The sequence below is a fragment of the Imperialibacter sp. genome (assembly GCF_040222385.1).
Taxonomy (GTDB): domain Bacteria; phylum Bacteroidota; class Bacteroidia; order Cytophagales; family Cyclobacteriaceae; genus Imperialibacter.
On the sequence record NZ_JAVKDF010000042.1, the window covers coordinates 232,451 to 258,882 of the forward strand.

At 47.6% G+C, this 26,432-nt stretch carries 27 protein-coding genes; 11 read left to right on the forward strand and 16 right to left on the reverse strand.

The annotated features are described in order from the left end of the window. The first annotated feature begins 20 nt into the window (after window positions 1-20). The 5 genes from RIG68_RS23095 (at window position 21) to RIG68_RS23115 (ending at window position 4,907) form a co-directional block, all read left to right on the forward strand. A complete protein-coding gene (locus tag RIG68_RS23095; protein WP_350127907.1) occupies window positions 21-308 on the forward strand; it encodes a hypothetical protein in 288 nt (95 codons plus the stop codon). A gap of 99 nt (window positions 309-407) precedes the next feature. Further along, window positions 408-2,126: a GH39 family glycosyl hydrolase gene (locus RIG68_RS23100; protein WP_350127910.1), complete on the forward strand. Its 1,719-nt coding sequence runs from the start codon at window positions 408-410 to the stop codon at window positions 2,124-2,126. Window positions 2,127-2,157: 31 nt separating this feature from the next. Continuing rightward, entirely contained in the window at window positions 2,158-2,523 is a 366-nt protein-coding gene (locus RIG68_RS23105; RefSeq protein WP_350127913.1) for a cupin domain-containing protein, read from the forward strand. A gap of 154 nt (window positions 2,524-2,677) precedes the next feature. Then, complete coding sequence (locus tag RIG68_RS23110; protein ID WP_350127915.1) at window positions 2,678-3,796, forward strand: ATP-binding protein; 1,119 nt, start codon at window positions 2,678-2,680, stop codon at window positions 3,794-3,796. Window positions 3,797-3,908: 112 nt separating this feature from the next. Then, window positions 3,909-4,907, forward strand: a complete 999-nt coding sequence (locus RIG68_RS23115) for an NADP-dependent oxidoreductase (protein ID WP_350127918.1) — start codon at window positions 3,909-3,911, stop codon at window positions 4,905-4,907. Between the two features lie 16 nt (window positions 4,908-4,923). Here RIG68_RS23115 and RIG68_RS23120 read toward each other — a convergent pair whose 3' ends face one another. Continuing rightward, complete coding sequence (locus RIG68_RS23120) at window positions 4,924-5,922, reverse strand: Gfo/Idh/MocA family protein (RefSeq protein ID WP_350127920.1); 999 nt, start codon at window positions 5,920-5,922, stop codon at window positions 4,924-4,926. 205 nt (window positions 5,923-6,127) lie between these two features. Between RIG68_RS23120 and RIG68_RS23125 the strand changes: the two genes are divergently transcribed. From RIG68_RS23125 to RIG68_RS23140, 4 genes are all read left to right on the forward strand, one after another. Continuing rightward, the gene (locus RIG68_RS23125; protein WP_350127923.1) at window positions 6,128-6,538 is read left to right on the forward strand and encodes a GlcG/HbpS family heme-binding protein; all 411 of its coding nucleotides are present in this window, start codon (window positions 6,128-6,130) and stop codon (window positions 6,536-6,538) included. Window positions 6,539-6,580: 42 nt separating this feature from the next. Further along, complete coding sequence (locus RIG68_RS23130) at window positions 6,581-7,447, forward strand: alpha/beta hydrolase fold domain-containing protein (protein ID WP_350127926.1); 867 nt, start codon at window positions 6,581-6,583, stop codon at window positions 7,445-7,447. Between the two features lie 183 nt (window positions 7,448-7,630). Then, on the forward strand, window positions 7,631-10,894 hold the full coding sequence (locus tag RIG68_RS23135; RefSeq protein WP_350127929.1) for a S41 family peptidase: 3,264 nt from the start codon (window positions 7,631-7,633) through the stop codon (window positions 10,892-10,894). Window positions 10,895-10,897: 3 nt separating this feature from the next. Then, window positions 10,898-12,157 carry an aminotransferase class V-fold PLP-dependent enzyme gene (locus RIG68_RS23140; RefSeq protein ID WP_350127932.1) on the forward strand — a complete coding sequence of 420 codons (1,260 nt, stop codon included), beginning with the start codon at window positions 10,898-10,900 and terminating at the stop codon, window positions 12,155-12,157. A gap of 178 nt (window positions 12,158-12,335) precedes the next feature. Here the strand turns inward: RIG68_RS23140 and RIG68_RS23145 are convergent, their stop codons facing one another. Next, complete coding sequence (locus tag RIG68_RS23145) at window positions 12,336-13,040, reverse strand: NUDIX hydrolase (RefSeq protein WP_350127935.1); 705 nt, start codon at window positions 13,038-13,040, stop codon at window positions 12,336-12,338. A 176-nt stretch (window positions 13,041-13,216) separates the two neighbouring features. Here RIG68_RS23145 and RIG68_RS23150 point away from each other — a divergent pair, with 176 nt between their 5' ends. Continuing rightward, entirely contained in the window at window positions 13,217-14,848 is a 1,632-nt protein-coding gene (locus RIG68_RS23150) for a carboxylesterase/lipase family protein (RefSeq protein WP_350127938.1), read from the forward strand. Window positions 14,849-14,945: 97 nt separating this feature from the next. On the opposite strand, the gene RIG68_RS23155 is transcribed toward RIG68_RS23150, so the two are convergent. After that, window positions 14,946-16,037, reverse strand: a complete 1,092-nt coding sequence (locus RIG68_RS23155) for a Fic family protein (protein WP_350127941.1) — start codon at window positions 16,035-16,037, stop codon at window positions 14,946-14,948. A 238-nt stretch (window positions 16,038-16,275) separates the two neighbouring features. Between RIG68_RS23155 and RIG68_RS23160 the strand changes: the two genes are divergently transcribed. Then, entirely contained in the window at window positions 16,276-16,407 is a 132-nt protein-coding gene (locus RIG68_RS23160) for a hypothetical protein (protein WP_350127944.1), read from the forward strand. A 110-nt stretch (window positions 16,408-16,517) separates the two neighbouring features. On the opposite strand, the gene RIG68_RS23165 is transcribed toward RIG68_RS23160, so the two are convergent. The 13 genes from RIG68_RS23165 to RIG68_RS23225 form a co-directional block, all read right to left on the reverse strand. Beyond that, a complete protein-coding gene (locus tag RIG68_RS23165; RefSeq protein ID WP_350127947.1) occupies window positions 16,518-17,777 on the reverse strand; it encodes a hypothetical protein in 1,260 nt (419 codons plus the stop codon). A gap of 91 nt (window positions 17,778-17,868) precedes the next feature. Further along, window positions 17,869-18,786, reverse strand: a complete 918-nt coding sequence (locus RIG68_RS23170; RefSeq protein ID WP_350127950.1) for a LytR/AlgR family response regulator transcription factor — start codon at window positions 18,784-18,786, stop codon at window positions 17,869-17,871. Between the two features lie 33 nt (window positions 18,787-18,819). Next, complete coding sequence (locus RIG68_RS23175; protein WP_350127953.1) at window positions 18,820-19,416, reverse strand: START domain-containing protein; 597 nt, start codon at window positions 19,414-19,416, stop codon at window positions 18,820-18,822. 12 nt (window positions 19,417-19,428) lie between these two features. Next, complete coding sequence (locus RIG68_RS23180) at window positions 19,429-19,839, reverse strand: hypothetical protein (RefSeq protein WP_350127956.1); 411 nt, start codon at window positions 19,837-19,839, stop codon at window positions 19,429-19,431. 88 nt (window positions 19,840-19,927) lie between these two features. Continuing rightward, window positions 19,928-20,497, reverse strand: a complete 570-nt coding sequence (locus RIG68_RS23185) for a Crp/Fnr family transcriptional regulator (protein ID WP_350127959.1) — start codon at window positions 20,495-20,497, stop codon at window positions 19,928-19,930. 277 nt (window positions 20,498-20,774) lie between these two features. Continuing rightward, window positions 20,775-21,674, reverse strand: a complete 900-nt coding sequence (locus RIG68_RS23190; protein WP_350127962.1) for an alpha/beta hydrolase fold domain-containing protein — start codon at window positions 21,672-21,674, stop codon at window positions 20,775-20,777. A gap of 44 nt (window positions 21,675-21,718) precedes the next feature. Continuing rightward, entirely contained in the window at window positions 21,719-22,126 is a 408-nt protein-coding gene (locus tag RIG68_RS23195) for a (R)-mandelonitrile lyase (RefSeq protein WP_350127965.1), read from the reverse strand. Window positions 22,127-22,131: 5 nt separating this feature from the next. Beyond that, window positions 22,132-22,629, reverse strand: coding sequence for a cupin domain-containing protein (locus RIG68_RS23200; RefSeq protein WP_350127968.1), 498 nt, complete (start codon window positions 22,627-22,629; stop codon window positions 22,132-22,134). Between the two features lie 19 nt (window positions 22,630-22,648). Further along, complete coding sequence (locus tag RIG68_RS23205) at window positions 22,649-23,101, reverse strand: cyclophilin-like fold protein (RefSeq protein ID WP_350127971.1); 453 nt, start codon at window positions 23,099-23,101, stop codon at window positions 22,649-22,651. A gap of 46 nt (window positions 23,102-23,147) precedes the next feature. Beyond that, window positions 23,148-23,894, reverse strand: coding sequence for an SDR family oxidoreductase (locus RIG68_RS23210; RefSeq protein ID WP_350127974.1), 747 nt, complete (start codon window positions 23,892-23,894; stop codon window positions 23,148-23,150). Between the two features lie 11 nt (window positions 23,895-23,905). Next, window positions 23,906-24,466 carry a sugar O-acetyltransferase gene (locus RIG68_RS23215; RefSeq protein ID WP_350127977.1) on the reverse strand — a complete coding sequence of 187 codons (561 nt, stop codon included), beginning with the start codon at window positions 24,464-24,466 and terminating at the stop codon, window positions 23,906-23,908. 76 nt (window positions 24,467-24,542) lie between these two features. Further along, window positions 24,543-25,421: a helix-turn-helix domain-containing protein gene (locus RIG68_RS23220; protein WP_350127980.1), complete on the reverse strand. Its 879-nt coding sequence runs from the start codon at window positions 25,419-25,421 to the stop codon at window positions 24,543-24,545. Window positions 25,422-25,569: 148 nt separating this feature from the next. After that, window positions 25,570-26,370 (reverse strand): SDR family NAD(P)-dependent oxidoreductase, encoded by an 801-nt coding sequence (locus RIG68_RS23225; RefSeq protein WP_350127983.1) that lies wholly within the window; start codon window positions 26,368-26,370, stop codon window positions 25,570-25,572. Window positions 26,371-26,432: the final 62 nt, after the last annotated feature.

Consider the following 26,432-nt stretch of genomic DNA (forward strand, 5'->3'; position numbering starts at 1 on the left):
AAGAAACAACCTCACTCCCTATGCACGGCGCAGGTTTTGCCATCGATGCAATTAAAACCCTCAGGAACAACCGTTCTCTCCTGAAAGGAAAAGGTGCCGGGCCTTACAAAAACTTCGACACGGCTTATATCACCGATACCATCATTTCCAGAAAGGCTCCTGTTTATAGAAAGGCAAGCGCTCAATACCTCGAATCCCTGAGAGCACAACTGGCGGTTGATGACAAGCAACGTACTATTAAAAAAAGAATACTGCTGGTGGCAACTGTGACCGCAATCAGCCTGGCGTTTTACTTCCTTCTTTTCTGATCCAAAATTCAGTCAATCTTAGCTTTGTGCAGTTGTAGCTACGGCAAGCCAGTATTTTTGTTTACATTAGGCTCACTGCTACATCCAACGCCTCTTCTAATGACCACATCAAAATCATTGGTTTTGTGGAAGCCAGTATGCTTCCTCCTCTTCTCTATTTCCACCTATCATTCCTTCGCCCAATACACCGTTGAACCTGTAACCATCCAGATCGACTTAACGAAACAAATGGGTGAGCTTGATCCCATCTGGGCCTGGTGGGGCTACGACGAGCCCAATTACACGTATATGAAAGATGGGCAAAAGCTGCTTTCGGAAATAGCTCAGCTCAGCAAGGTACCAGTGTATGTGAGAGCACATAGCCTGCTGGTAACAGGCGAAGGCACTTACGGCCTAAAATGGGGCTCTACCAATGCCTATACTGAAGATAAAAAAGGCCGACCCATTTACGACTGGACAATCGTCGACAGGATATTCGACACCTATATCGAGCGGGGCATGAAACCCTTTGCGCAAATCGGATTCATGCCTCAGGCACTTTCGAGCAAGCCCGAGCCCTACCGGCACTACTGGAAGCCCGGCGCCGAGTACAACGACATTTACACGGGCTGGGCCTACCCACCCAAAGACTATAAAAAGTGGGCAGAGCTCGTCTACCAATGGGTAAGCCACTGCGTGGAAAGGTATGGTAAAGAAGAAGTGGAAAGCTGGTATTGGGAGCTTTGGAATGAACCCAATATCGGCTACTGGCAGGGTACTACCGAAGAGTATATCAAGCTATACGACTACAGCGCCGATGCAGTAAAACGAGCTTTGCCTACAGCCAAAGTAGGTGGCCCGGAAACCACCGGCCCCGGCTGGGACAAGGCCGAAGAATTTCTCCGCACTTTTCTCGATCATGTAGTGTCCGGTAAAAACTACGTGACTGGCAAAACCGGCTCTCCACTGGACTTCATTTCCTTCCACGCCAAAGGCAGCCCAAAAGTAGTAGACGACATGGTGCAAATGAACATGGGCACCCAGCTGCGTGATATCGACAAAGGATTTGAAGTCGTAGCCTCCTACCCCACCCTCAAACACTTACCTATTTTGATTGGCGAGTCGGATCCGGAAGGCTGTGCGGCTTGCTCAGAAGCCGATTATCCGCACAATGCTTACCGCAACGGCACCATGTATGCAGCCTACACAGCGGCAGCATTTGCCAGAAAGTATGACCTCGCCAAACACCACGGCGTCAACCTCCTCGGTGCCATTACCTGGGGCTTCGAATTTGAGGAGCAGCCCTGGTTTGCCGGCTTTCGGGACATGGCCACAAATGGCGTGGATAAGCCTGTTCTGAACACTTTCCGAATGTTTGGAATGATGGAGAGCCAAAGAGTGGAAGTAAGGCAGGACAATTTAAGCTACGACTACGCCAAAGTCCGGGATGAAAGTGTGCGAGGCCCGGCACCTGACGTCAATGCACTGGCTTCCAGGTCGGACAAAGCAGCAACAGTGATGGTTTGGAACTATCACGACACCAATGACCTGCAAGTGGAAGACTCACCGGTTGAAATAACCCTTGAAGGCTTTCCGGCAGATGGAAGAATCTTACTCACCCATTACCGAATCGATCAGGAGCACAGCAACTCTTACACGGTTTGGAAGGAGATGGGGAGTCCTCAAAATCCAACTCCTGAACAAATCCGCACACTGGAGGAAGCCGGTCAACTCAAACTTTACGATTCGCCGCAGTGGGTGAATGTGAAGGACAGTAAACTTTCTATCAGCATGAAGCTGCCAAGGCAAGGTATTTCTCTCTTGAAGCTAGAGTGGTAGATTTGTCAAAAACCAACCTCCAACTTTATTGATGAAAACTGATATAGTCAACATCGACCAGAAACTCGCATTATTCTCAGACCACTGGCATCCACGCATTGTGGGTGAACTCAATGGCCAGCATGTGAAACTGGCTAAACTCCTCGGTGAGTTTGTGTGGCACAAGCACGACGACGAAGACGAGTTGTTTTACGTGATCAAAGGGGAGCTGAAAATGGAGTTTAGGGATAAAACTATCGTGATCCACGAAAATGAATTCCTCATTGTACCCAGAGGTGTGGAGCACCGGCCGGTAGCCAAAGAAGAAGTGGCTGTGATGCTGTTTGAGCCTGCTGCAACTGTTAACACTGGAAACAATCCCGGTGAACTTACAAGGGAGAAGATCGAAAAAATTTAAACGACTACTATATCCTGCCGTTTTCAGTGGGGGTCAATAGTTGGGTGGGCTTCGGGTACAAAGTATGACTTTTGGTGATCGTATTCACCAATAGTTATTCTTTTTGGTGAACATATTCACCAAAAGTTATACTTTTGGTGAAAAAACAGACCCAATGTACCCCCGGATCATCGAAACCAGGATAGAGAACAAGCTAGGCAAGGGCAAAGCCATTGTGGTAACAGGCCCCAGGCAGGTAGGGAAAACCACCCTGATAAAAAACCTCCTTCGTAATACAAAGTATCTGTTTCTTGATGGAGACGACCCAGCTGTTCGAAACATCCTCACCAGCCCCAACACCGAGCAGTTAAGAAGCCTGATTGGCCGATACGACACTATATTCATTGATGAGGCGCAAAGGATCGAAAATATCGGATTAACCATGAAGCTGATAACCGATCAGTTCAAAAACGTGCAACTGATTGCGAGTGGCTCTTCTGCCTTTGATATCTCGTCAAAACTGAATGAACCACTGACTGGAAGGAAATGGGATTTCACTCTCCTTCCAATATGCTGGGAAGAATATGAGAACCACATTGGTTTTTTGAAAAGCGAGCAACAACTACATAATCGATTAATTTATGGATTCTACCCAGAGGTACTAAATCACCCAGGTGAAGAAAAAGACATATTGAGAGAACTTACAAACAGCTACCTATACAGGGACGTTCTCTCTTTGGCTGACATACGAAAGCCAGAAGTACTGGAAAAGCTTGTCCAGGCTTTAGCCTTGCAAGTTGGCAGTGAGGTAAGCTATAATGAGCTTGCACAAACCGTTGGGGTTGATAAAAATACAGTTGCCAGCTATATTGATATTCTTTGTGATGGATTTGTCATTTTCAAGCTTCACAGCTACAGCAAAAACATTCGCAACGAGATAAAGTCCAATAGAAAAATCTATTTCTATGACAACGGCATCCGAAACATGATTGTTGGAAATTTCAACAGTCTCAACCTGCGGGAGGACACCGGATACCTTTGGGAAAATTTTCTGATTGCAGAGCGCCTGAAGCAAAACCTGTATAAAAACACATTTTCCAATATCTATTTCTGGAGGTCAAGGCAACAACAAGAGATTGATCTGGTGGAAGAAAACAATGGCCAAATAACAGGATTTGAATTCAAATGGAACATGAATAAGCGGGTAAAACTTCCAAAAACATTTATGGAAACATACAAAGCAGAAGGAAAGGTGATCAACCCTTCTAACTTCCGGGAATTCGTTAAAATCTAAAGCAGCTTTTGAACTGCATTGTCCATAATTTGGTTAACGCCTCAATTGAAAGACACTTCGTTATCAGGCTGCCGGCTCCTTTTCTTATACCTTTACCATCAAACATCCAATCATGACTACGCAACAAATCGTACTCGCAGCCAGACCCGTTGGCACCCCTACCAAAGATACTTTCAGGTTTGAAACCTCAGAGGTGCCCGCACTGCAGGCAGGCCAGGTACTTCTGCAGGGATTGTACTACTCGGTCGACCCCTATATGCGAGGGCGAATGAGTGATGCCAAGTCGTATGCCCCACCCTTTGAGGTAGGCAAGCCCTTTTACGGCGGCGTAGTAGCCAAGGTGCTTTCAAGCAAGTCTGACCTTTTCAAAGAAGGAGATGTGGTGCTCGGCATGCTTTCATGGGCACAGCAGATCGTTGCGAATGAGAAAGAATTAAGGAAAGTTGACACGACGATTGCCCCGGCCAGCTACTATCTGGGCATTTTGGGTATGCCAGGGCTCACTGCTTATTTCGGCCTCATGCATATTGGCAAGCCGAAGGAGGGGGAAACGGTTGTGGTGTCAGGCGCAGCGGGTGCCGTAGGTGTGCTGGTAGGGCAAATAGCCAAAATTCATGGTTGCCGTGTGGTAGGCATTGCCGGAACCGACGAAAAAGTCGCCTTGATCAAAAACGAGTTTGGCTTTGACGAAGCGATCAACTACAAAACCACGCCCAACATCCGTTTAGCGATAAAAGAGGCATGTCCCAATGGGGTCGATATCTATTTTGACAACGTAGGAGGCCCTATCTCAGATGCAGTCATCAGCAATATCAACTTTCACGCTCGCATTCCGCTGTGTGGACAAATCTCGTTGTACAACAATACGGAAATGGCCATGGGACCACGTATCCAGCCTATGCTACTTACGAGAAGTGTGCTTATGCAGGGTTTCATCGTCTTCAATTTTCAAGACAAATACTCTGAAGGCTTCAAACACCTGGCGCAGTGGGTAAAAGAGGGCAAGCTGAAAACGACTGAAACGATTATTGATGGATTCGATCAGCTTCCAACTGCACTGCTCGGCCTTTTCAAAGGAGAGAATACAGGAAAAATGCTGGTGAAGGCTTAAGCTGAAAAGTGGGTGATCAAATCGTTACCCAACTTTTGCTTTTACCACTTTCGAAAATAGCATCAATCACCTTCATATTACTGACGGCATCTTCAAGCGGAGTTGGCACTGGTTTGTTGTCGAGAATGGCCTCTGCAAAAACATCTGCTTGGCAAGTATACTGGTCAGCAACGGGAAGCATGATTTCTTTCTTTTTTTCCTTCGTCACCAACCAGATCCGGCAGGGAGTGTCGGGCGGTGCATTGGCTGGTATTTCTATTTCAACATAGCCGTCAGTGCCAAACACTATGCAGCGCTGATACGGCATGAGTTGCGTAGAGCACGTGAAGGTGGCTGATTTTCCATCTGAAAAATCGAGCAGCCCGGAAGCTATTCTGTCCGTTTTCATCACTGGATCAAAATCCAACAGGCCCACAGCCCTTGTTGGTTCTTCACTAAAAAGGAACCTGGGAAACGAAATGCAGTAGCAGCCGATGTCCATCAGTCCTCCGCCACCAATATCGGCCTGGTTACGGACATTGTTGGGGTCAACATTGTAATAAGAAAAGAAAGACTGCACCACTTTGGCTTCCCCAATGGCTCCCGACTTCACCAGCTCTTTTGCCTTCACCCACTGAGGATGGAATCGATACATAAAGGCCTCCATTACCTTGAGTTGGGGGTGCTTTTTGCTTACAGTCAATAATTGCTCAGCTTCTTTGGCATTCATGCCCACCGGCTTTTCGCAAAGCACATGCTTGCCTGCTTCTATGGCTTTAATCGTCCATTCCACATGCAAATGGTTGGGCAATGGATTATAAATGGCATCTACCTCAGGGTCGGCCAGCAAAGCTTCGTAGGAGCCGTGTGCCCTGGGTATACCCAATTTTTTAGCTGCCTCGTTAGCTGAAGACTGGTTTCTCGAGCTGATCGCTACTACGTTGCAATACTCACTTTTTTGGATGCCGGGGATCACCTTGGTCATGCCAATTTTGGCGGTGCTGATAATGCCCCATCTAACTTTTTGCTGTGTCATGATTATTGATGACTTGTGAAAAACATCGTTTCAGACAATAATAACCACTTCAGGCTGATAATGAAAATCCGGTCGGCTCAATGGCAGGACGGTGGCACGTCCCACACACCTTTGACTCAAAGGCTCGGGCAAATGTTTAATATTATGCCTATTTTCAGGGCTTACCCCATAAAAGACACAAATAACTTAAACTCACTAAGTGTAAATGCATACGATTCAGAAAGTAAGTGCGGAAGAAGCCCTCAAGCTTGTAGCAAAAGCCGTAGAGCTGGCTAAAGAAATCGATAAAAACATCGCTGTGGCCATAACAGGCACGGAAGGGGAGCTTATCTCTTTTCTTCGCATGGACGGCGCCAATCCAGCCACAGCTCAAATCGCCCAAAGTAAGGCTTACACCAGTGCCAGGGACTGGAAATCAACCAGGTCCATGGGAGAATTTATGCGCACCGTTGATCGTGAGCAGGGCTACTGGACCGATACTGGCATTACCGGCTTTGGTGGTGGCCTCCCAATTGTCCAAAATGAAAAAGTAATTGGTGGTATCGGCATAAGCGGTCTCACCGAATCGGAAGATGAAAGAATAGCGGAAGAAGCTATTGCGGCCGTTTTCCCCTAAATTCCATACAGGAAGAGAATTGAACTGCTAATCTGCAACATGATGAGAAAGTATACCACACAAACAACCCTGGTAACAGCGCTGCTGCTACTTCTATCCACGCAGCTGGTTGTCGGACAGCAGTACAAAGACCTTGTTTACGCAACAGTAGGGGACAGAAACCTGCTGGTCGATATCTACCTGCCTGAAAACTCACCTAACCCTTACCTTGTGGTGTGGGTGCATGGAGGCGCCTGGCATTCGGGTTCAAAAGAGAACCCACCCAAAGGGCTGCTCGAAAATGGTTATGCCCTGGCAAGTGTCGACTACCGACTGAGCGTGGAGGCACCCTTTCCGGCCATGGCGCACGATGTCAAGGCTGCCATTCGCTACCTGAGGGCTAACGCCAAAAAATATGGCTACCGTTCTGATAAAATCATCGTAGCGGGCTCCTCTGCGGGTGGGCACCTGGCTGCATTGATCGGCACTACCAACGGAAACAAGGAACTCGAAGGTACACTTGGCGACTACCTGGCCACAAGCTCCGACGTGCAGGCAACCATTGACCTGTACGGCCCCACCAACTTTACAACCATCCTGAGCCAGTCAACCCCACACGGCATTAGTGTGCGGGCACCCGCACTGGCTCTCTTGTTGGGCAAACCCGTAGAACAAGTGCCAGACCTGGCCAAGCTGGCAAGCCCGGTTTTTCAGGTTGATCCTACCGATCCGCCGATATTCATTGCGCATGGAGATCAGGACATTCAGGTACCCATCAACCAGTCGCTTGAACTGGTAGGTGCTTGCGAGGCAAGTCACGTGAAGGTGCAGTTTGAAGTGGTATATGGCGCTGGCCATGGAACGCAGGAGTATGACAAGCCGGAGTTTACTGATAAGATGGTGGCGTTTTTGAAGGATGTATTGAAGTAGTCCCATCAACCACTGGCAGGAAGAATGCAAATACATAAATGGAGGATACTTTCCTCCAGAAAGCACTAAATTGTTGCATTGTATAATCCCGTAGACAGCCTCCATGAGGCAGTTAGACCTTGGACACCCTGTATTTTCCTGATTAGACTCAGATATTGCATTCCACCCAAAAAGACCATTCCTATGAATCTCCAATTAAATAAGCAGCTACTCTCCTTTTTAGCACTTTCCCTACTTCTCATACAAACTGCTGTTTTCGCCCAGGGCGTCGAAGGCTACTACCGCTTCCCTAACATTCACGGGAACACAGTCGTTTTCACCGCTGAGGGAGACATCTGGATCGTGCCGCTTACCGGCGGATTGGCTCAGCGACTCACCACCCATGCGGAGGAAGAAACGGACGCCGCCATTTCTCCTGATGGCACCACCATTGCCTTCTCTGCGAGCTACGAAGGCCCTCAGGAAATTTACACCATGCCGATCTCCGGTGGCTTACCCACCCGCTGGACATTTGAGAACGACGCCTCCACGATGAACTGCTGGACGCCTGATGGAAAAGTGGTGTACGACACCAGGGCGTATGCTACCCTCCCCGATCGTCAGCTGGTGACCATTGACCCCGCAACAAAAAAGAAAACAAGAATTCCTCTGGCTCAGGCAAGTGAAGCGTCCTTCGATGCTAGTGGCAAAACGGTCTACTTTGTACGTCCCTCCTACCACGGCAATGTGACCAAGAGGTACAAAGGAGGTACCGCCCGCCAGATTTGGAAATATACCGAAGGCAGCCCCGAAGCAATCCAGTTGACTATTGGTTATACCGGAGAGAGCCACCACCCCATGTGGTACAACGGGCGTGTCTATTTCATCACAGACCGTGATGGCACCATGAACATCTGGTCGATTGATGAGAATGGCGCAGACCTAACTCAGCACACTACACATAAAGACTTTGACGTACGGGATGCTGGCCTCCACAATGGGCACATTGTGTACCAGTGGGGTGCCGATATCTGGCATTACAGCATTCCTGACAACGCCCAAAACAAAATTGACATCCGAATCCCTACTGACCTCGATCAGCTCAGGGAAAGATGGGTAGACAATCCTGCAAAGTACATTAGCTCAGCTTTACCCGATAAAGAAGGAGACCGAATAGTGATCACGGCCAGAGGGCGGGTGTTTGTGGTGCCTGTGAAGTCGGGCAGAACAGTGGAGTTCACCGACAAGAAAGATGTCCGTTTTCGGGATGCCGTTTTCTCGGCCGATGGCAAAAACATCTACACATTGTCAGACGAAAGCGGAGAGTTTGAATTCATCAGCATGCCAGCTAACGGAATTGGTGTGCACAAAGCCCTCACAAACGACGGCACAGTGCTGAGATACAGAGGAGCACCCTCTCCCGACGGCAAGTGGCTGGCTTACGACGACCTGGAAGCACATATGTTCATCCTCAACATTGCCACAGGTGTGAGCAAAAGAATATCTACCAATGAAGAAGGGGTAGGTCAATTTTCGTGGTCACCTGATAGCAAATGGGTTGCCTTTGTACAGTCTGCCAATAACACCATGGCTCAACTATTTGTATCCAATGTTGACACGGGCGATACCTTTCCCATCACCACTGACAGAGCGAACAGCGTGTATCCTGCCTGGAGCCCCGACGGCAAGTTCATCTACTTTCTTTCTGATCGCAGCTTTACTACGCTGGTGGGTGCTCCCTGGGGCCCACGTCAGCCAGAACCGTATTTCGATGCCAGCGAAAAGATTTACCACATAGCCCTTCAAAAAGGCAACAGGTCGCCCTTCAGGCCGAACGATGAACTAGCGACCAAAACTGAAAACCCTGATAGTAAGGAAGCAGATAAAAAAGACGAGCCTAAACAATCGGTGACTGTAAAAATAGACAAAGACGGCATTGCCGAAAGAATTGAGGAAGTACCTGTCAGTCCTGGGAACTACAGAGGACTTGAAGTGACAAAGAAAGGCCTTTATATGCTGAGCAGAGAAACAGGGGTCGGTGCCAAAACTCACCTTGGCGTGGTAAAGATCACCAACGACGACCCCAAACTTGTCACGATGATTGAAGACATCAACGGCTTCGACCTGACTGGCAATGGAGAGAAAATACTGGTTGTAAAACAAAGGAATTACTACATGGTTGAGGCTGGCACTGGAAAGGTGGGCGACCTGAACGATAAGAAGATTGACCTCAGTGGCTGGAAGTTTGCCATTACGCCAAAGGAGGACTGGGAGCAGATCTTTACCGATGCCTGGCGCATGGAAAGGGACTACTTCTACGACAAAAACATGCACGGAGTGAACTGGGACGCCATGCATGCCAAATACCTGCCTTTAGTTGACAGAGTGACGACCCGAGAGGAGCTTTCTGATCTCATTGGCCGTTTTGTTGGTGAGCTTTCTGCTCTACACACCAGCGTAAGGGGTGGCGACACCAGAGAAGATGCGCTGGACGTCGTCGTAGCAAGTCTGGGAGCTATCTGCACCAGAGACGAGAGTAAAGGAGGGTATGTCATCGAGTACATCTACAAAGCCGACCCCGACTACCCTGACGAAAAATCACCACTCGACGACCCCTACCTCGACGTCAAAACAGGCGACGTCATCATAAGTGTGAATGGTAGGGCGGCTTTAAGTGCTGTGGACATTGGAGAGTTGATCCGCAACCAGGCTGGCAAGCAGGTACGAATGAGTGTGAAGCGTGGAACGATTGAAAAAGATGTGATCGTAGTACCTATGAGCAATCCTTACAGTCTGCGATACCGTGACTGGGAGTATTCCAGGCGATTGGAAGTAGACAAAGCTACAGCCAATAGCGTAGGCTATGTACACCTACAGGCCATGGGCAGCAGCGACCTTGAACAGTGGTACCGGGAATTCTATCCGGTGTTTGACCGACAAGGTCTGATCATTGATGTACGCCACAATCGGGGTGGCAATATCGAAAGCTTTGTGTTGGAGAAGCTGTTAAGGAAAGCATGGATGTACTGGAAAAGCCGATCAGGCAAACCCTACTGGAATATGCAGTACGCTTTCAGAGGGCATATTGTGATACTGGTAGATCAAAATACGGCCTCGGATGGAGAGTCTTTTGCCGATGGTTTTAAAAGATTGGAGCTGGGCACTGCAATAGGCACCCGCACCTGGGGTGGAGAAATTTGGCTGAGCGGTGTCAACACACTGAGCGATGGCGGCATCGCCCGAGCTCCGATGATGGGTGTGTATGGGCCGGAAGGCAAGTGGCTGGTGGAGGGCCACGGATTTGAGCCGGATATTGTAGTGGACAACCTGCCACATGCAACCTTCGAAGGTGAAGATGCTCAGCTAAAGGCTGCCATAGAGTTTTTGCAAAAGAAAATCAAAGAAGACCCGAGGCAAGTACCGCCAGTGCCTGCTTATCCTGATAAATCGTTCGAAAACAAACAATAGAAAATGACCGATCGTCGCAGCTTTCTTCAACAAGCTTCCGTGGGAACGCTTGGGCTTTCCCTGGCCCCGCTTTTATCCTCTGACCCTGGCAGCTTCCAATTCCCAACCAGCGAAGGCGAAGCCTACTGGACAGAGCTAAGAAAAGCTTTTCCGCTTCAAGATAAGCGGGTCTATTTCAACAATGGCACCTTCGGGCCATCCCCCACTCCTGTACTCGATACGATCAAAAAGCAACTGGATGAAACCAATGGCACCGGAGAATACGGCCATACCGACAAAGCCCGGGAAGTATTGGCTGCTTTTGTGGGTGTAAAAACAGAAGAACTCAGCTTAACTCATAACACTACTGAAGGCATCAACATCGTTACGTGGGGACTGCCTTTGAAATCCGGGGACGAAGTGATTGTCACCTTGCATGAGCATGTTGGTAACGCTCTTCCGTGGCTCAACCGGGCCAAACTTCACAGCATAGTCCTCAAGCCATTCGAACCGGGGCTCACGGCAGACGAAAACCTCAGTAAAATAAAAGCGCTGGTGACTCCAAAAACAAAAGTGATAGCAATACCCCATATCACCTGCACCACCGGCCTTGTGCTGCCCATTAAAGAGATTGCTGCCTGGGCTCGTAGCAAAAGCATTTTCACTGCCATCGACGGAGCGCATGGTGCAGGCACTTTCAACCTGAACTTGAGGGAGCTCGGCTGTGACTTCTACGCCACCTCCTGCCACAAATGGATGCTGGGGCCGAATGGCACGGGGTTCCTTTATGTGAGAAAGGAGCTACTCGACACTTTGCAGGCATATCAGGTAGGTGCCTATTCCGACACAGGCTGGGACCTGTACACCAACCCGCCCAGTATGGCGGCCTATGTGCCCACTGCCCATCGCTACGACTATGGCTCACAAAGCACTCCTATGTACATGGGAGCCGCTGCTTCCGCAGAGTTTCATTCCTCTGTGGGTAAAGAAAAAATTGAGGACAGGGTAAAAGAGCTTTCAACGCTTTTATTTGAAGGACTTAGCCAATTCAGGCAAAAGCTCGATCTGCTTACCCCCGCCGAAGCCTCTTCCCGTATTTGCATGATCACATTTAAACCGAAAAATATTGGCTACAAGGAATTCAACACATTGGGTGCCAAAGCCGGTTTCCGATTGAGGGTGGTGCCTGAAAGTCATCTCGATGCCATCCGGGTATCGACGCATATCTACAATTCGAAAGCGGAAGTGGAAAGGTTTGTGGAGTTTGTTGGGGAAACGCTGTAATGGCAAAGGCGTCGGCACGGCAGCATTGGCTATTAGCGAAGGGAACCGTCAGACGCCGGGGAGGCTGGTTGGCGTCTGACGGCCCTGCCCTTTTACCTTCTTGCCGTACCGACGCCTGTTATCTCGTCTTTGCTGCGAAAATGAGTATTTGAGACCATTGTGTCAAATACTCAAATCCTCAGTTCCTCGAATCTTCTCCTCTTACAAACGAATATAAAAACGGCGCTTTATGCGCCTTCCCATTGTACTGCTTCTCATGCCGCACCAGCAGGTCAGACGCCAGCAACTTGCGCTGGAAGGTAGTGCGGCGTAGCTTTTCGCCAAGAATCGCCTCATACACCGACTGTAGTTCCTTCATCGTAAACTTTTCAGGCAGCAGATTGGTCAGCTTGTGGTCAAGGTTTTGCCGAAGCGTTTGAAGCGCTTTGTTGACGATTTTTTGGTGGTCAAGCATTAGTTTTGGCAGGCCGTCTACGTCATACCATGTACATGAATCAGAAATAGCATCAGGCCGGGGCACCACTTTCTCATAATCGATAAGGGCATAGTAGGCCACAGAAATAAAGCGCTCTAGTAGCCAGTGATCGTCCGACAGGTTGTCATCTATCGCCTGAAGAATGGTTTTCATCACCTCCGGCCTGAAACGGGCCATGTCGCCAAAAGTGTAAAACTGCTCCAGGTAAATATCATCAAGACCGGTTCGTTCTTTCAAACCTCTGCGCACAGCGTCATTCAAATCCTCCTTTATTCCCACAAAGCCCCCAGGCAAGGCGAACAGTTTCGTGTTGTGATACTCCATGATCAGGATTTTCAGCTTATCACCGGAGAAGCCGAAAACGACTGAATCGTATGCTATATGAGGAAGATAATCTGTTCTGTCCATTTGAATGATGAGTGTTGCTCATGTCGTGCCCACAACGAAGGCAACAGCCGAGTTGGTGGCACGACTTTGCTTTTGGTTTCTTCTCTACTCCCAATAATTCAAAATAAATAGGAGTTCTCCAAAATACTGGTTACTATTGTTACAAATTGAGACAATAATAAAACACCCACTTACGTATGAAAAAACTCACCTTACTCATGGGGTGCCTATGTTTGGTCAGCGCCACAGCTATGGCACAGAACAACAATAGTTTCCCCGTTCAAGCAAAAACAGAAAACGGCACTATCGAAGGCGACTACGATGTGACTACCAGCTTATCAATGTACTTCGGCATTCCCTTTGCCAAGCCACCTGTTGGTGACCTGAGATGGAAAGCACCGCAGCCAGTTGAGAACTGGAGTGGTGTAAAACAAACCAAGAAATTTGGCCCTCGTGCCGTGCAGGCTGCTGTGTTCGGCGATATGAACTTCCGCTCCGACGGCATCAGCGAAGACTGCCTTTACCTCAATGTATGGTCTCCGGCGAAAGCCAAAGAAACCGGCTTGCCTGTGCTCGTCTACTTCTATGGGGGCGGCTTTGTGGCTGGTGATGGCTCTGAGCCACGCTACGATGGAGCCAGCATGGCTAAGAAAGGTATCGTGGTAGTCACAGTTAACTACCGCCTTGCCATCTTTGGGTTCTTTGCTCACCCGGAGTTGAGTGCTGAGTCACCCTACAAAGGCTCAGGCAACTACGGTTTGCTGGACCAAAACGCTGCCCTGAAGTGGGTGCAGAAAAACATCGCTGCTTTTGGTGGCGACCCTAAGAAGGTAACTATTGCAGGCGAGTCGGCAGGTTCCATCTCTGTAAGTGCCCAAATGGCCTCCCCCCTTTCCAAGGATTTGATTGCCGGTGCCATAGGCGAAAGTGGTGCGGGCATCAACCCTACTCTTTCTCCGGTTCCCCTGGCTGAAGCCGAAAAAACAGGACTGGAGTTTGCGCAAAAAGCTGGCTACCCAACGCTGAAAGAACTGAGAGCCCTTAGCACCAAGGAAGTTTATGAGATTTACCAGGCGTCCAGACGCTTCGGCTTCCCTACAGTGATCGATGGGTACTTTTACCCTAAGATTATCCCGCAGATTTTCAATGCCAAAGAACAGGCTATGGTGCCGCTACTGCTGGGCTGGAACTCGGCTGAAATTCCAGGTGGTGCCTTTATGCAGGGCAAGCCCTACAACGAGGAAAGCTATGTGGCCAAAGTGAAGGAAGTATATCCGGACGACCACAAAGAAGTGCTGAAGCTCTATCCTTATGGATCAGAAAAAGAAATTGAGCTTTCTGCCACCGCACTTGCTTCCGACAGATTCATTTCCTACAGCACCTGGAAGTGGTTTGACCTGCACAGAAAAAATAGCAACCAGCCGGTGTATCGTTACCTGTTTAGCAGAGTGAGGCCCCCATTGAGAGACCAAACACTTGCTTCAGGTTTGGCGGGCGGCACTGTGAAGAAAGATGAAAATGCACCGAAAATGCCGGAACCAGTTGGCGCTTCTCATGCCTCAGAAATTGAGTACTGCATGGGCAACCTTTACCTGGTCGACGACTACGCCTGGACGCCCGACGACTTCAAAGTGTCAGAAACCATGGAAAACTTCTTCGCCAACTTCATTAAAACCGGCAACCCCAACGGTGACGGAGTACCTAACTGGCCAGCCGCTGAAGCGAAGGACACAACGCCTCCGGTTATGATCATCGATGTGGAGTCCAAAGCAGTGGATGCAAAAGACGACGCCCGGTATGTGTTTTTGGACAAGGCGTATAAGAACTAAGCGATTAAAGGGGGTTACTCTGCCAGACAACACATAGTAACCCCTTAAATTTTTTGGAGAAAGATAAATTGAAAGGCTCGGGGAGATCGGAGCCTTTTTATTGCTTTAGGACTTCCAGCAACGCCTTGTTCACGTAAATCGTCTCACGTCCAATTACACGTGACTCAAGAATACCAACGGCCTCAAGCTCCCTGAGGTATCTTGATGCTGCTTTCCTTTCAACATTCAGCCCCTTCACTACAAATTCTATTTTCGAGTAGGGCTGCTCAAACAGCAGTTCAACAAGCTCCTTTCGATATATCTTAGGTGCCTTTTTTTGCACTTCTTCAATGGTGTTGCTCAGAAGCAACCTCACCTCTTTGATTCTTGCAATTGTTTGTCTGGCAGTTTCTTCCACAGCCTTCAGCATAAACAATATCCATTCCTCCCATTCCCCTGTTTTATTAGTCAGATTAAGTAGTCGATAATACTCGACTTTATGCTTAATAATATAAGAGCTTAGGTACAAAATAGGCGTATCTATCAACCCATTTAAAATGAGATAGAGGATGTTTAGAATCCGCCCAGCCCTGCCGTTTCCATCATAAAATGGGTGAATACTCTCAAACTGGTGATGAAGAATGGCAAGCTGAATTAATGGAGAAAGCTTTTGCCCGGACAAGTTGAAATGCCCGATAAAGTTGTCCAGAAGATTCAGAATCTCCTGCTTGTCCTGTGGTGGGGTGTAAACAACTTCGCCGGTTCTGTCGTTTTTTAACACAGTTCCCGGAGTACTTCTTATGCCAGCCATATTCTCCACCAATTCCTGTTGCAAGGACACAATATCATTGACTCGCAAGAACCCTTGCTTTTGCACCAAATCAAACCCGTGGAGTATGGCCTTTCTATAGTTGACAACTTCCTTGGTTTGCACTGATACAATAGAGCTACTCGCTGTCAGTGCCCGGTATAGCTCGTCCTGAGAGGTGATAATATTCTCTATCTCGGAGCTGTCTTTTGCCTCCTGAAGAACTATTGCGTTCACCAACATAGACTGATTAGGAATAGAATCGGCAATACCCTTTAGCTCAGCCAAAGCCGCAGCCGCCTTGCTGGTTTGCCTCAGCACATCCATCGTTTCAACTGTTGCCAATGGAGGAGGAAGCTTTGCAAGCGGCGAATACGGTGCTGCATGTCCCACGTTTTTCATACGTGTACCAAAAATACAAAAATAGGGACGTATTAACAAAAGATCAGTTCAGCAGAGACATAAAGTTGCAATACAGCCAAGCCTGCATCAAATCCCACGCCTCAGAAACTGAATACTGCATAGGCAACCTCTACCTGGTAGACAATTACGCCTGGAAGCCCGACGACTTCAAAGTCTCAGAAACCAGGGAAACTTCTTCGCCAATTTCATCAAAACCGGCAACCCCAACGGCGATGGCGTGCCCAACTGGCCAGCCGCTGAAGCGAAAGACACCACACCACCGGTGATGATCATTGATGTGGAGTCGCAGGCAGTAGATGCGAAAGACGATGCCAGGTACGTCTTTTTAGACAAGGCATATAAGAACTAATTGATTAAAGGGGGTTACTCTGCCAGACAACACATAGTAACTCCTTTAACTATTTAGAGAAAAGCGAACGAAAGGCTCTGTAAGAATGGGGTCCTTTCTTCACGAAAAGCCTAGTTCAACGAGTAGCGCACTCCTACAAATGGCAGCAGACTCATTCCCCTGAACCGTTTATTTCCCTCCTGCAGTTGAGTCCTTGTTCTGTACTCGGTAACCAGGCTGGAAAGGCCCACCCGTACCATCCACTGTCTGTTAAAGTGGATGCCTGTGAAAAACTCAGATTTGAGCATGCCTATGTCGTTAGCACCCGACAAAAGCACAGAGGCCCCTGTAGCCCTGACAGCTGTGCTAGCCTGTGTTCCGCTACCAATAAATTCGCCCTCGTGCGGGACGCCAAAAGTGAGTCCGATAACATCGATATTAAACCCCAGCTCCAGCTTGCAGAAAATAGTAGTGCTTGCCATGATAAAAAGTGCGGTATTGAATTGACTGGGACGAGATATACTGAGCGTATCTCTCCTTGCTTTGTCATTCCAAAATTCGGGTGGTGCAGAGTAGAAGTTTTTACTGTTTGCGAAAAAGCCCGACGACCTTACCCCAAACCCCACATAGGACTTGCTGGCAGCTCCAAGGTAAAATTTCCGCCCGGCACTCAACCCTGCCGCACCTTGCCCGGCTCGTCCGGCAACAGAAACATCGAGGTAGTGCTTGCTCGTTGTTGTCTCCACTGCATGATTCTGCTGGCCCCATGCTGCACCTCCTGTCCCGAAAAGCAGGATAGCTAAAACAATAACCTTCAATTTATCGTCGCTTGCACTTCCAAGGCCCATCATTTTTTTATTGGAAGGCATCTCCTTCGATCCTGCAAAGGCTCTTCTGGCTGCATACCAGGAGGCAAACAGGGTTGGCCCGGTAAATAGACCCAAAATCACCACGGCCACCACCCATCCGCTCAGTTGCAAATATTCGCCAAGCTCAATCCGTGAGGCAGCAGGATCAACCACAATTTCCAGCAACACTGGAATGCCAATAAATACCAAAAGGCAAAGATCAACTGGGAAGGCGAGTCGCCACCAACGTGACATCTCATTCTTCAACGCCTTGGTTGCCAGAACAAAGCAAGCAAGCACAATGCCCCCGGAAACCAGCGTAACGATGAACCCTTTTGGCAGTGAGATCCACCCAAAATTATAGCCGGAATAGTCCGAGTCGAAAAAGCCCCGGAAGGGAGCAACCATGTTGACCAGTAAATAAGGGAAATGCGCCAGGGCAAAAGCAAGCAAAGCCTTGTCGTATTTCTTCCGGCGGATATGCACACCGAACCAAATCAGGTAAAAGGTTAAAAGTGGTAGCGCAACGTACATCCAATTCATGATTCTTTAATTTTGGTTAAACAATGGTTCAGTAATCGAAAACCATCCTCATGAGGTTGTGATGTGTGAGTGCTTTGTGGCCGATGGAAGGCTATTTGGGGTGAACGAACACCTTATCGACAACGGCCTTGTACGTTTTGGAAACAGGTACATGGGCAAGCTGGCCAGAAATGTCGAGCACAATGCTGTTGTTTGCCCGTTCGTAGGATGAGAAATAGCCTGAGTTGATAAGATAGGAACGGTGGATCCGCATAAACTGGCTATGACCGTCTAGCTGCTGCTCAAGCGACGTTAGCGTTGCCCGAATGGATGATTTTTCCGGACCTATGCCTTGCTTAGCCAAAAAAATATCGGAATAATTATCATCAGCCTTTATGTAGGCTACCTCGCTGGCATTAACTTTCAGGGTCTCCGTGCCGAGTCCCTCAAGCACCAGATCGTAGGAAGAGGAAGGGCCCTGGGCTAAAAGACTGTGGTAGTACCTGTACCTGGCGTAGAGCGAATAGGGCAAATAAGCGAGCCCCACCAGCAGGAACATGGCCACCCACAATTCAACATACTCTCTCAAATCAACGCATTCCCAGTCGCAAAGCAGCCCCCTGGCGACGAAAAGCAGGTGAATGATTCCAAACAGCTTCAGTAGCCAAACAATGAAATCAACTTTGCTGTCTTTGTCAATCCGAACACTGACCAGCCGAATGACTACAAAGTCGGTCATGTAAATCAGTAAACACCAGGTGACTCCAATAGGAAGAAGCAGTAAATCCAGGTGCAGCTCGGACACATTGCTGTTATTGATTCCAAACGGCTTGGCCACTACCAAAAAAAGCCACATAAAGGCGCCGGAACCCATAATAAACAAGGCTTTACTGCCTTGCTTATGGTATAGCCAGTGGAAATATTGATGGTTGGCAATCACGATAAGCAATATAGGGAGAAGATTGTAATGATGAAGGAGGCTTGCCTTCACTTTGAGCCTACGGCAATCACTCCTAACCTGCACAGTCATAGATGCTGACGGCTGTTACCTGAGGGTTCTATCTTATTCTTCCAGGCGTTTTCTCAACCCGGACAGTGTTCGGAAAGGTAGTTCACCTATTGAGTTATTGGCCAGCCATGGCGGAATATTATCTCCTGGTTCAGAGTGAAACACATAGGTCACTTCTGTTTTCTCGTCTATGGGCTGCAACAAAATATACCCCTCTGCTTTTTTCATTCGCACTATGCCTTGTTTTTCCGGCAAATAGTCAGGGATTCCTTTCAGTAAAATTTTCACAACTCCCTGTGCAGATGCACTAACAGACATGCGGTAAACCATGTCTCTATTACTGTACGGCCATGGAAATACGGTTTCAACATAATTGAATTGGGTATCACCCTCTTGCTTTAGCAGTGCCGATGTGTTTGTATAGCCGTACCATTTAGTATAGTCATCTGCATTTTTCAGTACTTCTACTACCTCATCTGTTGATGCCTGAATGGTTATAACGGCCTTAAAAGACTTGAAATTTGACCCTTTTTCTAATTTCGTATAAACGACGATACCGTCTTTGTCCCTGTCAATTTCCCATGAGTGTTGCCCGTGAGATGCCATTGACAAGAAAACGAATGTGCTTATCAGCAATATTCTAACTTTCACAGTTTCCGCTGATTAGATGATACTTTCTTTGGTTTGATACAGCCTGACGAAGTAATACACGAAAAGGAGTGAAAAAATAAAATCACCGATAATGACTATAAATACGACAGGCCCGGCAAGCCCGGACAGGTAAAACTTTAACAACGAAATGGCAAAGCCAACTTTCCCAATCCCGCCAACTATGACAATTCCAGTGTGTTTCAGCGGGTTGTACGCCACTATAGAATAGCCGATAAAATAGACCAGTGTCGTTCCCCAAGCCCCTTGATAGATGGCATAGTATAGCGGATCTGTTAACTCCCGATTGAAAAAACCACTAAAGGTGAAAGCCGTGTTGAAATAGCCAAAAATGGCGCCTATTAGGTTCCATAGAGCTGAAACAACAAATAAGCCTTTGAAAAAACTGAGTTCATTGCTCTCCATTACAATTTCGATTTTGATAAAAATTGAAATGTAAATTAAGAGCTTCAAAAACTGTGGTGCATTTACATATGTAAAGAAATGTAGGCTATTAAGATCGGTTTTTCCTGATTCTACTCAATTGAGTGGGGCTAATGCCAAGGTAAGACGCAATATGGTATTGTGGTATTTTTAGTTCGATTCCCGGGTACTCCTCCTGCATGATCAGGTATCGCTTGTCAGCGTCCAGCATAGCCATTTCGAGTTCTTTTTTCTCATTACTCAAAAAGTAATTTTCGGCTATTATTCGCCTCAATCTTTCTATCTCAAAATTTCCTTCAGATGCTTTTTCGATTTCATGAAATGAGGCTTTCCAAATTTTGCAATCTGTAAGTGCCTGCTGGGCAACATTGTTCTTTTGCTTGCTGATGAGTGACGCATAGGAGCCGATGATTGAAGGCGCTGAAAAGAAGGTCTTATTATATTCCTTCCCCTCATTGTTGACGTAAAAAGCCCTTACAATGCCGGTTTCCAGAAAGGCAATTTCCCTTGCATATTCTCCGGTCTTCACAAAATACGCCCCCTTCTTCAGCTCATCACAAACAAACATGCCTGCCATCAGGCCTAGTAACTCTTCCGACAGCGGTACAGTATTACTAAAGAATTTAATAAGGTTCTCCATAATGTGTTGGGTTAGGCCGACAACGCTTAGTTTCTGGTGGGTGACGTTGATGTATGAAACGAGGCCAGGCTACGAGGCTTCGCCCTGTCCCACATGACCGAATGAAACCAAACTATAAATTTAACACTGTGCCCCAGCCATGTTACATGCATTTTGTTGGCAGCAACAAGGCCCTTCTCTGCACTTCAGTCATTGCCCACTCTTTCATTACTCTTTAATGCTGCACCCACCCTCAGTAGTTAGTGAGTTTATCTCCTTTTTTCCAATTTATGTTATATCAATTCAACCTTTCTTTAAGGAAACTCATCACTTTAGTCCTGATCTCATCCACATCGAACATAGGCCCGAAGTGGGGTGCGTCTTTTACGATGATCAACTCATTTTGAACACCTGCCACCGTTAACCAGGAGCTCAATAACTGGGACTGCTTAGAGTCAACAAGTGGATCGTTCTCCCCATGAATAAGTAAGAAAGGGGGGTCGTTTTTGTCGACATAAGTGACAGGGCTTGCTGCTTTGGCCAGGTCGGGGCGGGAAAGGGGTGTAGCGCCAATCAGCAGTGACTCGGGTGATTTCGGATCGCTGGCTCCCGGAAACAAAATCAATTCAGCCGGACCATAAAAATCTACCACAGCTTTGAATTGGAAGGCTTTGCTTGACCCCGCCATGAAGAAGTCCTTCACGTCATTGTTCTTCGACAATCCCTGCAAGGAAGCCAAATGACCACCAGCAGAAAAGCCCATCAGTGCGAAACGTTCTTTGTCAAGGCCATACTTCTCCGCATTGTCATATAAAAAGGACACTGCCCGATTGCAGTCCAGTATCTGGGCAGGAAAAATCGCTTGCGTGGCAAACCGGTAATCGATAGAGGCGAGTGCAAAACCACTGCTCACTATTTCCGCCACCGTTTTCTTCATGTAACCGATGTCAGCATATTTATCGTTGCCTAACCAGCCACCGCCATGCACGAAGATGACCAGGGGCACCTTGCCCGTTGCATTCGGTGGCAGGTAAATATCAAGCAAGTGCTTTTTTAGTGTGTCATTGTTGTAGGCTACGTTTCCGTGCAAAGTTGTGCCCTTGGGGAAGATGTCAATGACAGGGTTGGTTTGTGCAACGGCAGCAGTCGATACTGCGAATGAAAGCGCAACGATGGCGTAGGCAATTCTATGGTTCATGTTGGTGAGGTGTTAGGATGTTAAAATAAGATTGTCGCTATAGGTCATTTGGATGGAGCGATTTGATATTGCTCATCGCTTACTTTCTCCATCCAGTCCACCACTTTGCCATCCAGTTCCTCCTGAGTGGCGATATGGGTCATCGCCATGGTGGGCGATGCTCCATGCCAGTGCTTTTCGCCGGGAGCAAACCAGACAATATCGCCAGGCCTGATTTCTTCAATTGCCCCCCCTTCACGTTGCACTAGTCCTATGCCGGACAATACAATGAGTGTTTGCCCGAGAGGATGGGTGTGCCAGGCCGTTCTTGCGCCTGGTTCAAAGGTGACTTCGGCCGCCCCGGCTCGTCGGTGTCCGTTGGGTAGGTATAAATAGTTGATACGAACCGATCCTGTGAACCAATCGTCGGGGCCTTTCACTGAAGGCTGAGCACCTAATCTGGTAATTTCCATAGGTGTTAATTGTTAGATTGATATTGTTCATCCGTTACAGGCTCTTGCCATGTCACGAATCCATTTTCTGTTTTTGGCAGAATATACATTTGGGTAAGAGGGGTAGTTTCAGTGGCACCATGCCAGTGCCTGGTATTGGCTGGCACCCTGATGACGTCGCCCTTTTTCATTGTTTCTCTTGTCTGCCCCTCCAGTTGATGATATCCCTCACCATCGAGTACAATCAGGATTTGCCCGCTTGGATGAAAATGCCAATTTGAGCGTGCACTAGTTTCAAAAAAGACATTGCCCACCAGGGTATTGTAGATAGAATCATCGGGCACTAAGCCAAAATTGTAGGCCTTGCCTGTGAAATTTGTCGCCGGCCCAAGATCGCCCTTTGGGAAAATGGCTGTATCAGATGGGCCCGATGCTGTTGCCTGACTTTCACCTTTGTCGTTGCAGCTAACCAATATGGCCACCAACAATAAGGCAGTGATGGAATTAAAAAGTTTAAGTTTCATTGTCGTTTTGTTTAGTTTTTCAGTTATCGAGCAGTTCGAAAGTAACAGTCACGTTACCCGAACCTAGTGCGGATGTAAAACCTGTGACATCATCTATGGCACCAAGCTTGGTGTAGCTGTAAGCAGTTGAAAAGGATTTGTAGAACAATACCAATGTCCTGGAGCCATACAGCATCAGGTCTCCACTTTTTATCATGCCTGGGTTCGACGAATTCGTTGGGAGGCTGTTGGGCAGGTCGTAGTATTTCTCGTTGCCATTCAGCTCAACCATATTGATGGTCAAAGGCAACTGTTCCTTGAATGCTGTTGCCGACTCATTGTCCAACAGCGTGGCGGTAAAGGTCTGTGAATTGACCGTGATGTTGATTTTTCCGTTGGCCATGGGCGTATTGTTTTCAGTATTGATCGTCACTTCTTCTTTGTGGCAAGATGATGCGCCTATGAAAAGCACTGATACAAATATCAAAATCATTAAAAACGACGGTTTCATCATCCTGTACTTACTTTTTATTTTCACTTCAAAGCTCCTGAGAGGTGGGACGAAAGATAATCTCATTGATGTCCATGTCTTCGGGCTGGCTGATCACAAAAGCCACTACACGGGCAAAACTATCAGCGCTAAGACCCACTGCTCCCACATAGTCTTGATTGGCTTGCTGCACATCCGCCTCGCTGATGTGTTCCAGCAGTTCTGTTTTAACGGCTCCCGGAGAAACGATCGTGGTACGTATGTTATAGGGTTTCACTTCCATTCGTAAGCCTTCAGACAATGCCCTTACGGCAAATTTTGTGGCAGAGTACACAACTGAGCCACCGAATATCTTATGACCGGCTACCGAAGCCGTGTTGATGATATGCCCCGACTTTTGCTCCTTCATATGTGGCAGGGCAGCTGCGATACCATTAAGTACGCCTTTGATGTTGACGTCGATCATCTTATCCCACTCATCCACTTTCAAACGATCCATTGGCGAAAGGGGCATGATGCCCGCATTATTGAGTAGCACATCCACACGGCCAAACTTTTCAACGGCTGCATCTACCAGCTTCTTTACCTGGTCTCGCTTTGTTACGTCCGTAGCAACGGCAAGCGCTTTTCCACCACTTGCCTGAATCTCCCTGGCCAGTTTGTCTATCTTGTCGCTTCTTCTGGCACCCAATACGATCGCTGCACCTAGCTGGGCCAAATGTTTGGCAGCAGCTTCGCCCATACCACTACTGGCTCCTGTAATGACTATTACTTTCCCTTCTATTGTATGATTCATCTTTAACTCTTTTAAATCTCTTTGATAATTTTTGCAGGCGTACCGCCTACGACAACATTGTCGGGGACGTCGCTCGACACCACAGAACCTGCTGCCACAACCGAGTTTTCGCCAATGGTTACGCCCTGCAAAATGGTGGCATTGGCACCAATCCAGGCGTTCTTTTTAATATGGATGGCTTTGGGAACGAGTGAATGTCTTTCAGGTGGTGAAACAGGGTGGCCCTCGGTCAGCAAGCTGACTTTGGGGGCAATCAGCACGCCATCTTCAATGGTAATTCCGCCCAGGTCTAAAAAAACGCAATCGAAGTTGATGAAGGCGTTTTTGCCGATTTTGGTATGCTTCCCATAATTGATGTACAAGGGGGTGAATACGGCAACGGTTTCGTCAATGTCACTCCCGGTGATTTGACTCAACAAATCCCTTATTTCTTTTGGGTCTGTTGCGCTGTTCATCTGCACGAGCAATTTCCTTGTGATGAATGACTCCTCCCGCATTTTATAGGCTTGCGGATCGTTGGGCGAAATGGTTTCGCCTTTTCTTAAGCGCTCGAAAATATCTTGTGACTCCATCTTTGTATTCTTTGATACAAAGCTCGGGATATCTTAATGAGCTGGTTAAAGGAATTCAAACCGACAGTTAAGGTTTTCAAACTTTTACCTGGCGAATAGCCGAAGGGCTTGTGCCTGTTTGCTTTTTGAAGAAGTTATTGAAGTAGGTGGGGTACTCAAATCCTAAAGCATAGGCCACTTCAGAAACGTTCCAGTTGGTATGTTGCAAAACAGCTTTTGCTTCGTTGACAATACGCTCTGAAATATGTGTGGTGGTGGTTTTTCCCGTCACTTCTTTTACGGCCCGGTTCAGATGATTGACGTGTACTGAAAGACTGTTTGCATAGTCTTTGGCAGTTTTTAATGGAAGCGGTCGGTCGGGGCTTTCAATAGGAAATTGCCTTTCCAGCAATTCCATAAAAACGGTGGTCAATCGTTCTGCTCCACTTTTGGTCTGATTATAATTCTCAGAAGGCCTTAGCTTTAACGACTCGTGTAAAATCAAATCGATATAGTTGCGAATCAGATCGTCTTTGTATTCATAGTTCGACTTTTGCTCTTCAATCATCTTTTGGAAAACGCTGTTTAAGAACAGTCTCTGATTTTCGCCTATTTCCAGGATCGGCGTGCCCCCCATCCTGAACAAAGGAGATTTTTGTAGGGTTTCTGAACGTCTGCCCGGAACGAGGAACTCTTCAGAAAACAGAATAGTATAACCAACATATTCAGTGGAAAGCGTCTCCCAGGAATAAGGAATGTTTGGATTACCGAAAAACAAGATAGTGCCTTGGGCGTCAAAACTTCTGTCCGCATAGTGAATGCGGCTTTTGCCTGTAGTCAGGCATATTTTATAGAAGTCTTTTCTGCTGTAAGTGTGCGGTGCATTGCCACCATTTTCTAATTGGAAAACATTAAAGCCCTTGAGCTTTAGTTCGCTATTAAAATCGGAAAGCGGACGTATCTTTTTCTCCTCCATAGAGCGAAGTTAAGAAAATCAAACAATATGTGTAGTGGAGATTTGGTGTGAGGCCCGCTTATTACAACTGGATCACAGATCCTACAATAGCTGTTCCGCATTGCAAATGCCGAACAGCTGGATCCGAATAGCTGAGCCCTAGCTTTTCTTATTCTACTGGTTTTGGGCCTTTTGACGAAATAGTTCTCACCAAGCCAGGAAGCCAATATTGCAACCAAACAATAACTCTCCCGTGGGCGGTGAAAATATAAGTTCTTTTCCGCTTAATGATTGCCTTCACCATCACTTTCGCAGCTTTGTCCGTCGGCCACATTAAATTGGCCGGACGTGGGTCTGGCCGGTCAGGGTGCCACACGCCTTCATTATCAACCCTGGCAATCTCGGACTCCACAAATCCAGGATGGATGGTCGTACAACTCACACCGGTACCCATTAATTCCACTTGCAAGGTGAGGCCAATTGAACGTACAGCAGCTTTTGAGGCGCCATAGGCTCCCACATGAGGATTGGGAACATAAGCGCCCACACTGCCCACTAAACCAATGCGGCCCTGGTGTTGCTTCAGATGCGGCAGGGCATATTTTACCGTCAGGGCTAATCCGGTGACATTCCCTTGCAGTTGCTTGTTCCAATCTTTGGCAGTCAACTTCTCTATACTGCCAAAAACTCCAAAACCGGCATTGGCCACAGCCACATCTAAACGTCCCCAATGGTCGATGATGCTTTGAACTGCATTTTCTATCGATTTTTCTTCCAGTATATCAACCGGCACTACTAATGCTTCGCCACCCGATTGCTTGATCTCGAGAGCAATCTCTTCTAATAATTCCTTGCGCCTGGCAGATAGCACCACTTTATATCCTAGCCTTACCCACTCAAAGGCCATCGCTTTTCCAATACCAGACGAAGCACCTGTTATCCAAACTACGTTTTCTTTTGTGGTTGTCATTTTAAGATATTTTTAGTCAAGCGATTATATATTCAAGCTGACGCACAACTTCCAGGTACGAA

Excerpts from the sequence above, each read along its gene's own strand:
- RIG68_RS23170 (WP_350127950.1), bottom strand. The coding sequence starts at position 18,786 with ATGACTGTGCAGGTTAGGAGTGATTGCCGTAGGCTCAAAGTGAAGGCA.
- RIG68_RS23210 (WP_350127974.1), bottom strand. The coding sequence starts at position 23,894 with ATGAATCATACAATAGAAGGGAAAGTAATAGTCATTACAGGAGCCAGT.
- RIG68_RS23205 (WP_350127971.1), bottom strand. The coding sequence starts at position 23,101 with ATGATTTTGATATTTGTATCAGTGCTTTTCATAGGCGCATCATCTTGC.
- RIG68_RS23110 (WP_350127915.1), top strand. The coding sequence starts at position 2,678 with ATGTACCCCCGGATCATCGAAACCAGGATAGAGAACAAGCTAGGCAAG.
- RIG68_RS23195 (WP_350127965.1), bottom strand. The coding sequence starts at position 22,126 with ATGGAAATTACCAGATTAGGTGCTCAGCCTTCAGTGAAAGGCCCCGAC.
- RIG68_RS23185 (WP_350127959.1), bottom strand. The coding sequence starts at position 20,497 with ATGGAGAACCTTATTAAATTCTTTAGTAATACTGTACCGCTGTCGGAA.
- RIG68_RS23190 (WP_350127962.1), bottom strand. The coding sequence starts at position 21,674 with ATGAACCATAGAATTGCCTACGCCATCGTTGCGCTTTCATTCGCAGTA.
- RIG68_RS23115 (WP_350127918.1), top strand. The coding sequence starts at position 3,909 with ATGACTACGCAACAAATCGTACTCGCAGCCAGACCCGTTGGCACCCCT.
- RIG68_RS23150 (WP_350127938.1), top strand. The coding sequence starts at position 13,217 with ATGAAAAAACTCACCTTACTCATGGGGTGCCTATGTTTGGTCAGCGCC.
- RIG68_RS23105 (WP_350127913.1), top strand. The coding sequence starts at position 2,158 with ATGAAAACTGATATAGTCAACATCGACCAGAAACTCGCATTATTCTCA.
- RIG68_RS23145 (WP_350127935.1), bottom strand. The coding sequence starts at position 13,040 with ATGGACAGAACAGATTATCTTCCTCATATAGCATACGATTCAGTCGTT.
- RIG68_RS23135 (WP_350127929.1), top strand. The coding sequence starts at position 7,631 with ATGAATCTCCAATTAAATAAGCAGCTACTCTCCTTTTTAGCACTTTCC.
- RIG68_RS23130 (WP_350127926.1), top strand. The coding sequence starts at position 6,581 with ATGAGAAAGTATACCACACAAACAACCCTGGTAACAGCGCTGCTGCTA.
- RIG68_RS23215 (WP_350127977.1), bottom strand. The coding sequence starts at position 24,466 with ATGGAGTCACAAGATATTTTCGAGCGCTTAAGAAAAGGCGAAACCATT.
- RIG68_RS23100 (WP_350127910.1), top strand. The coding sequence starts at position 408 with ATGACCACATCAAAATCATTGGTTTTGTGGAAGCCAGTATGCTTCCTC.
- RIG68_RS23200 (WP_350127968.1), bottom strand. The coding sequence starts at position 22,629 with ATGAAACTTAAACTTTTTAATTCCATCACTGCCTTATTGTTGGTGGCC.
- RIG68_RS23225 (WP_350127983.1), bottom strand. The coding sequence starts at position 26,370 with ATGACAACCACAAAAGAAAACGTAGTTTGGATAACAGGTGCTTCGTCT.
- RIG68_RS23155 (WP_350127941.1), bottom strand. The coding sequence starts at position 16,037 with ATGAAAAACGTGGGACATGCAGCACCGTATTCGCCGCTTGCAAAGCTT.
- RIG68_RS23125 (WP_350127923.1), top strand. The coding sequence starts at position 6,128 with ATGCATACGATTCAGAAAGTAAGTGCGGAAGAAGCCCTCAAGCTTGTA.
- RIG68_RS23140 (WP_350127932.1), top strand. The coding sequence starts at position 10,898 with ATGACCGATCGTCGCAGCTTTCTTCAACAAGCTTCCGTGGGAACGCTT.
- RIG68_RS23095 (WP_350127907.1), top strand. The coding sequence starts at position 21 with ATGCACGGCGCAGGTTTTGCCATCGATGCAATTAAAACCCTCAGGAAC.
- RIG68_RS23220 (WP_350127980.1), bottom strand. The coding sequence starts at position 25,421 with ATGGAGGAGAAAAAGATACGTCCGCTTTCCGATTTTAATAGCGAACTA.
- RIG68_RS23180 (WP_350127956.1), bottom strand. The coding sequence starts at position 19,839 with ATGGAGAGCAATGAACTCAGTTTTTTCAAAGGCTTATTTGTTGTTTCA.
- RIG68_RS23165 (WP_350127947.1), bottom strand. The coding sequence starts at position 17,777 with ATGAATTGGATGTACGTTGCGCTACCACTTTTAACCTTTTACCTGATT.
- RIG68_RS23120 (WP_350127920.1), bottom strand. The coding sequence starts at position 5,922 with ATGACACAGCAAAAAGTTAGATGGGGCATTATCAGCACCGCCAAAATT.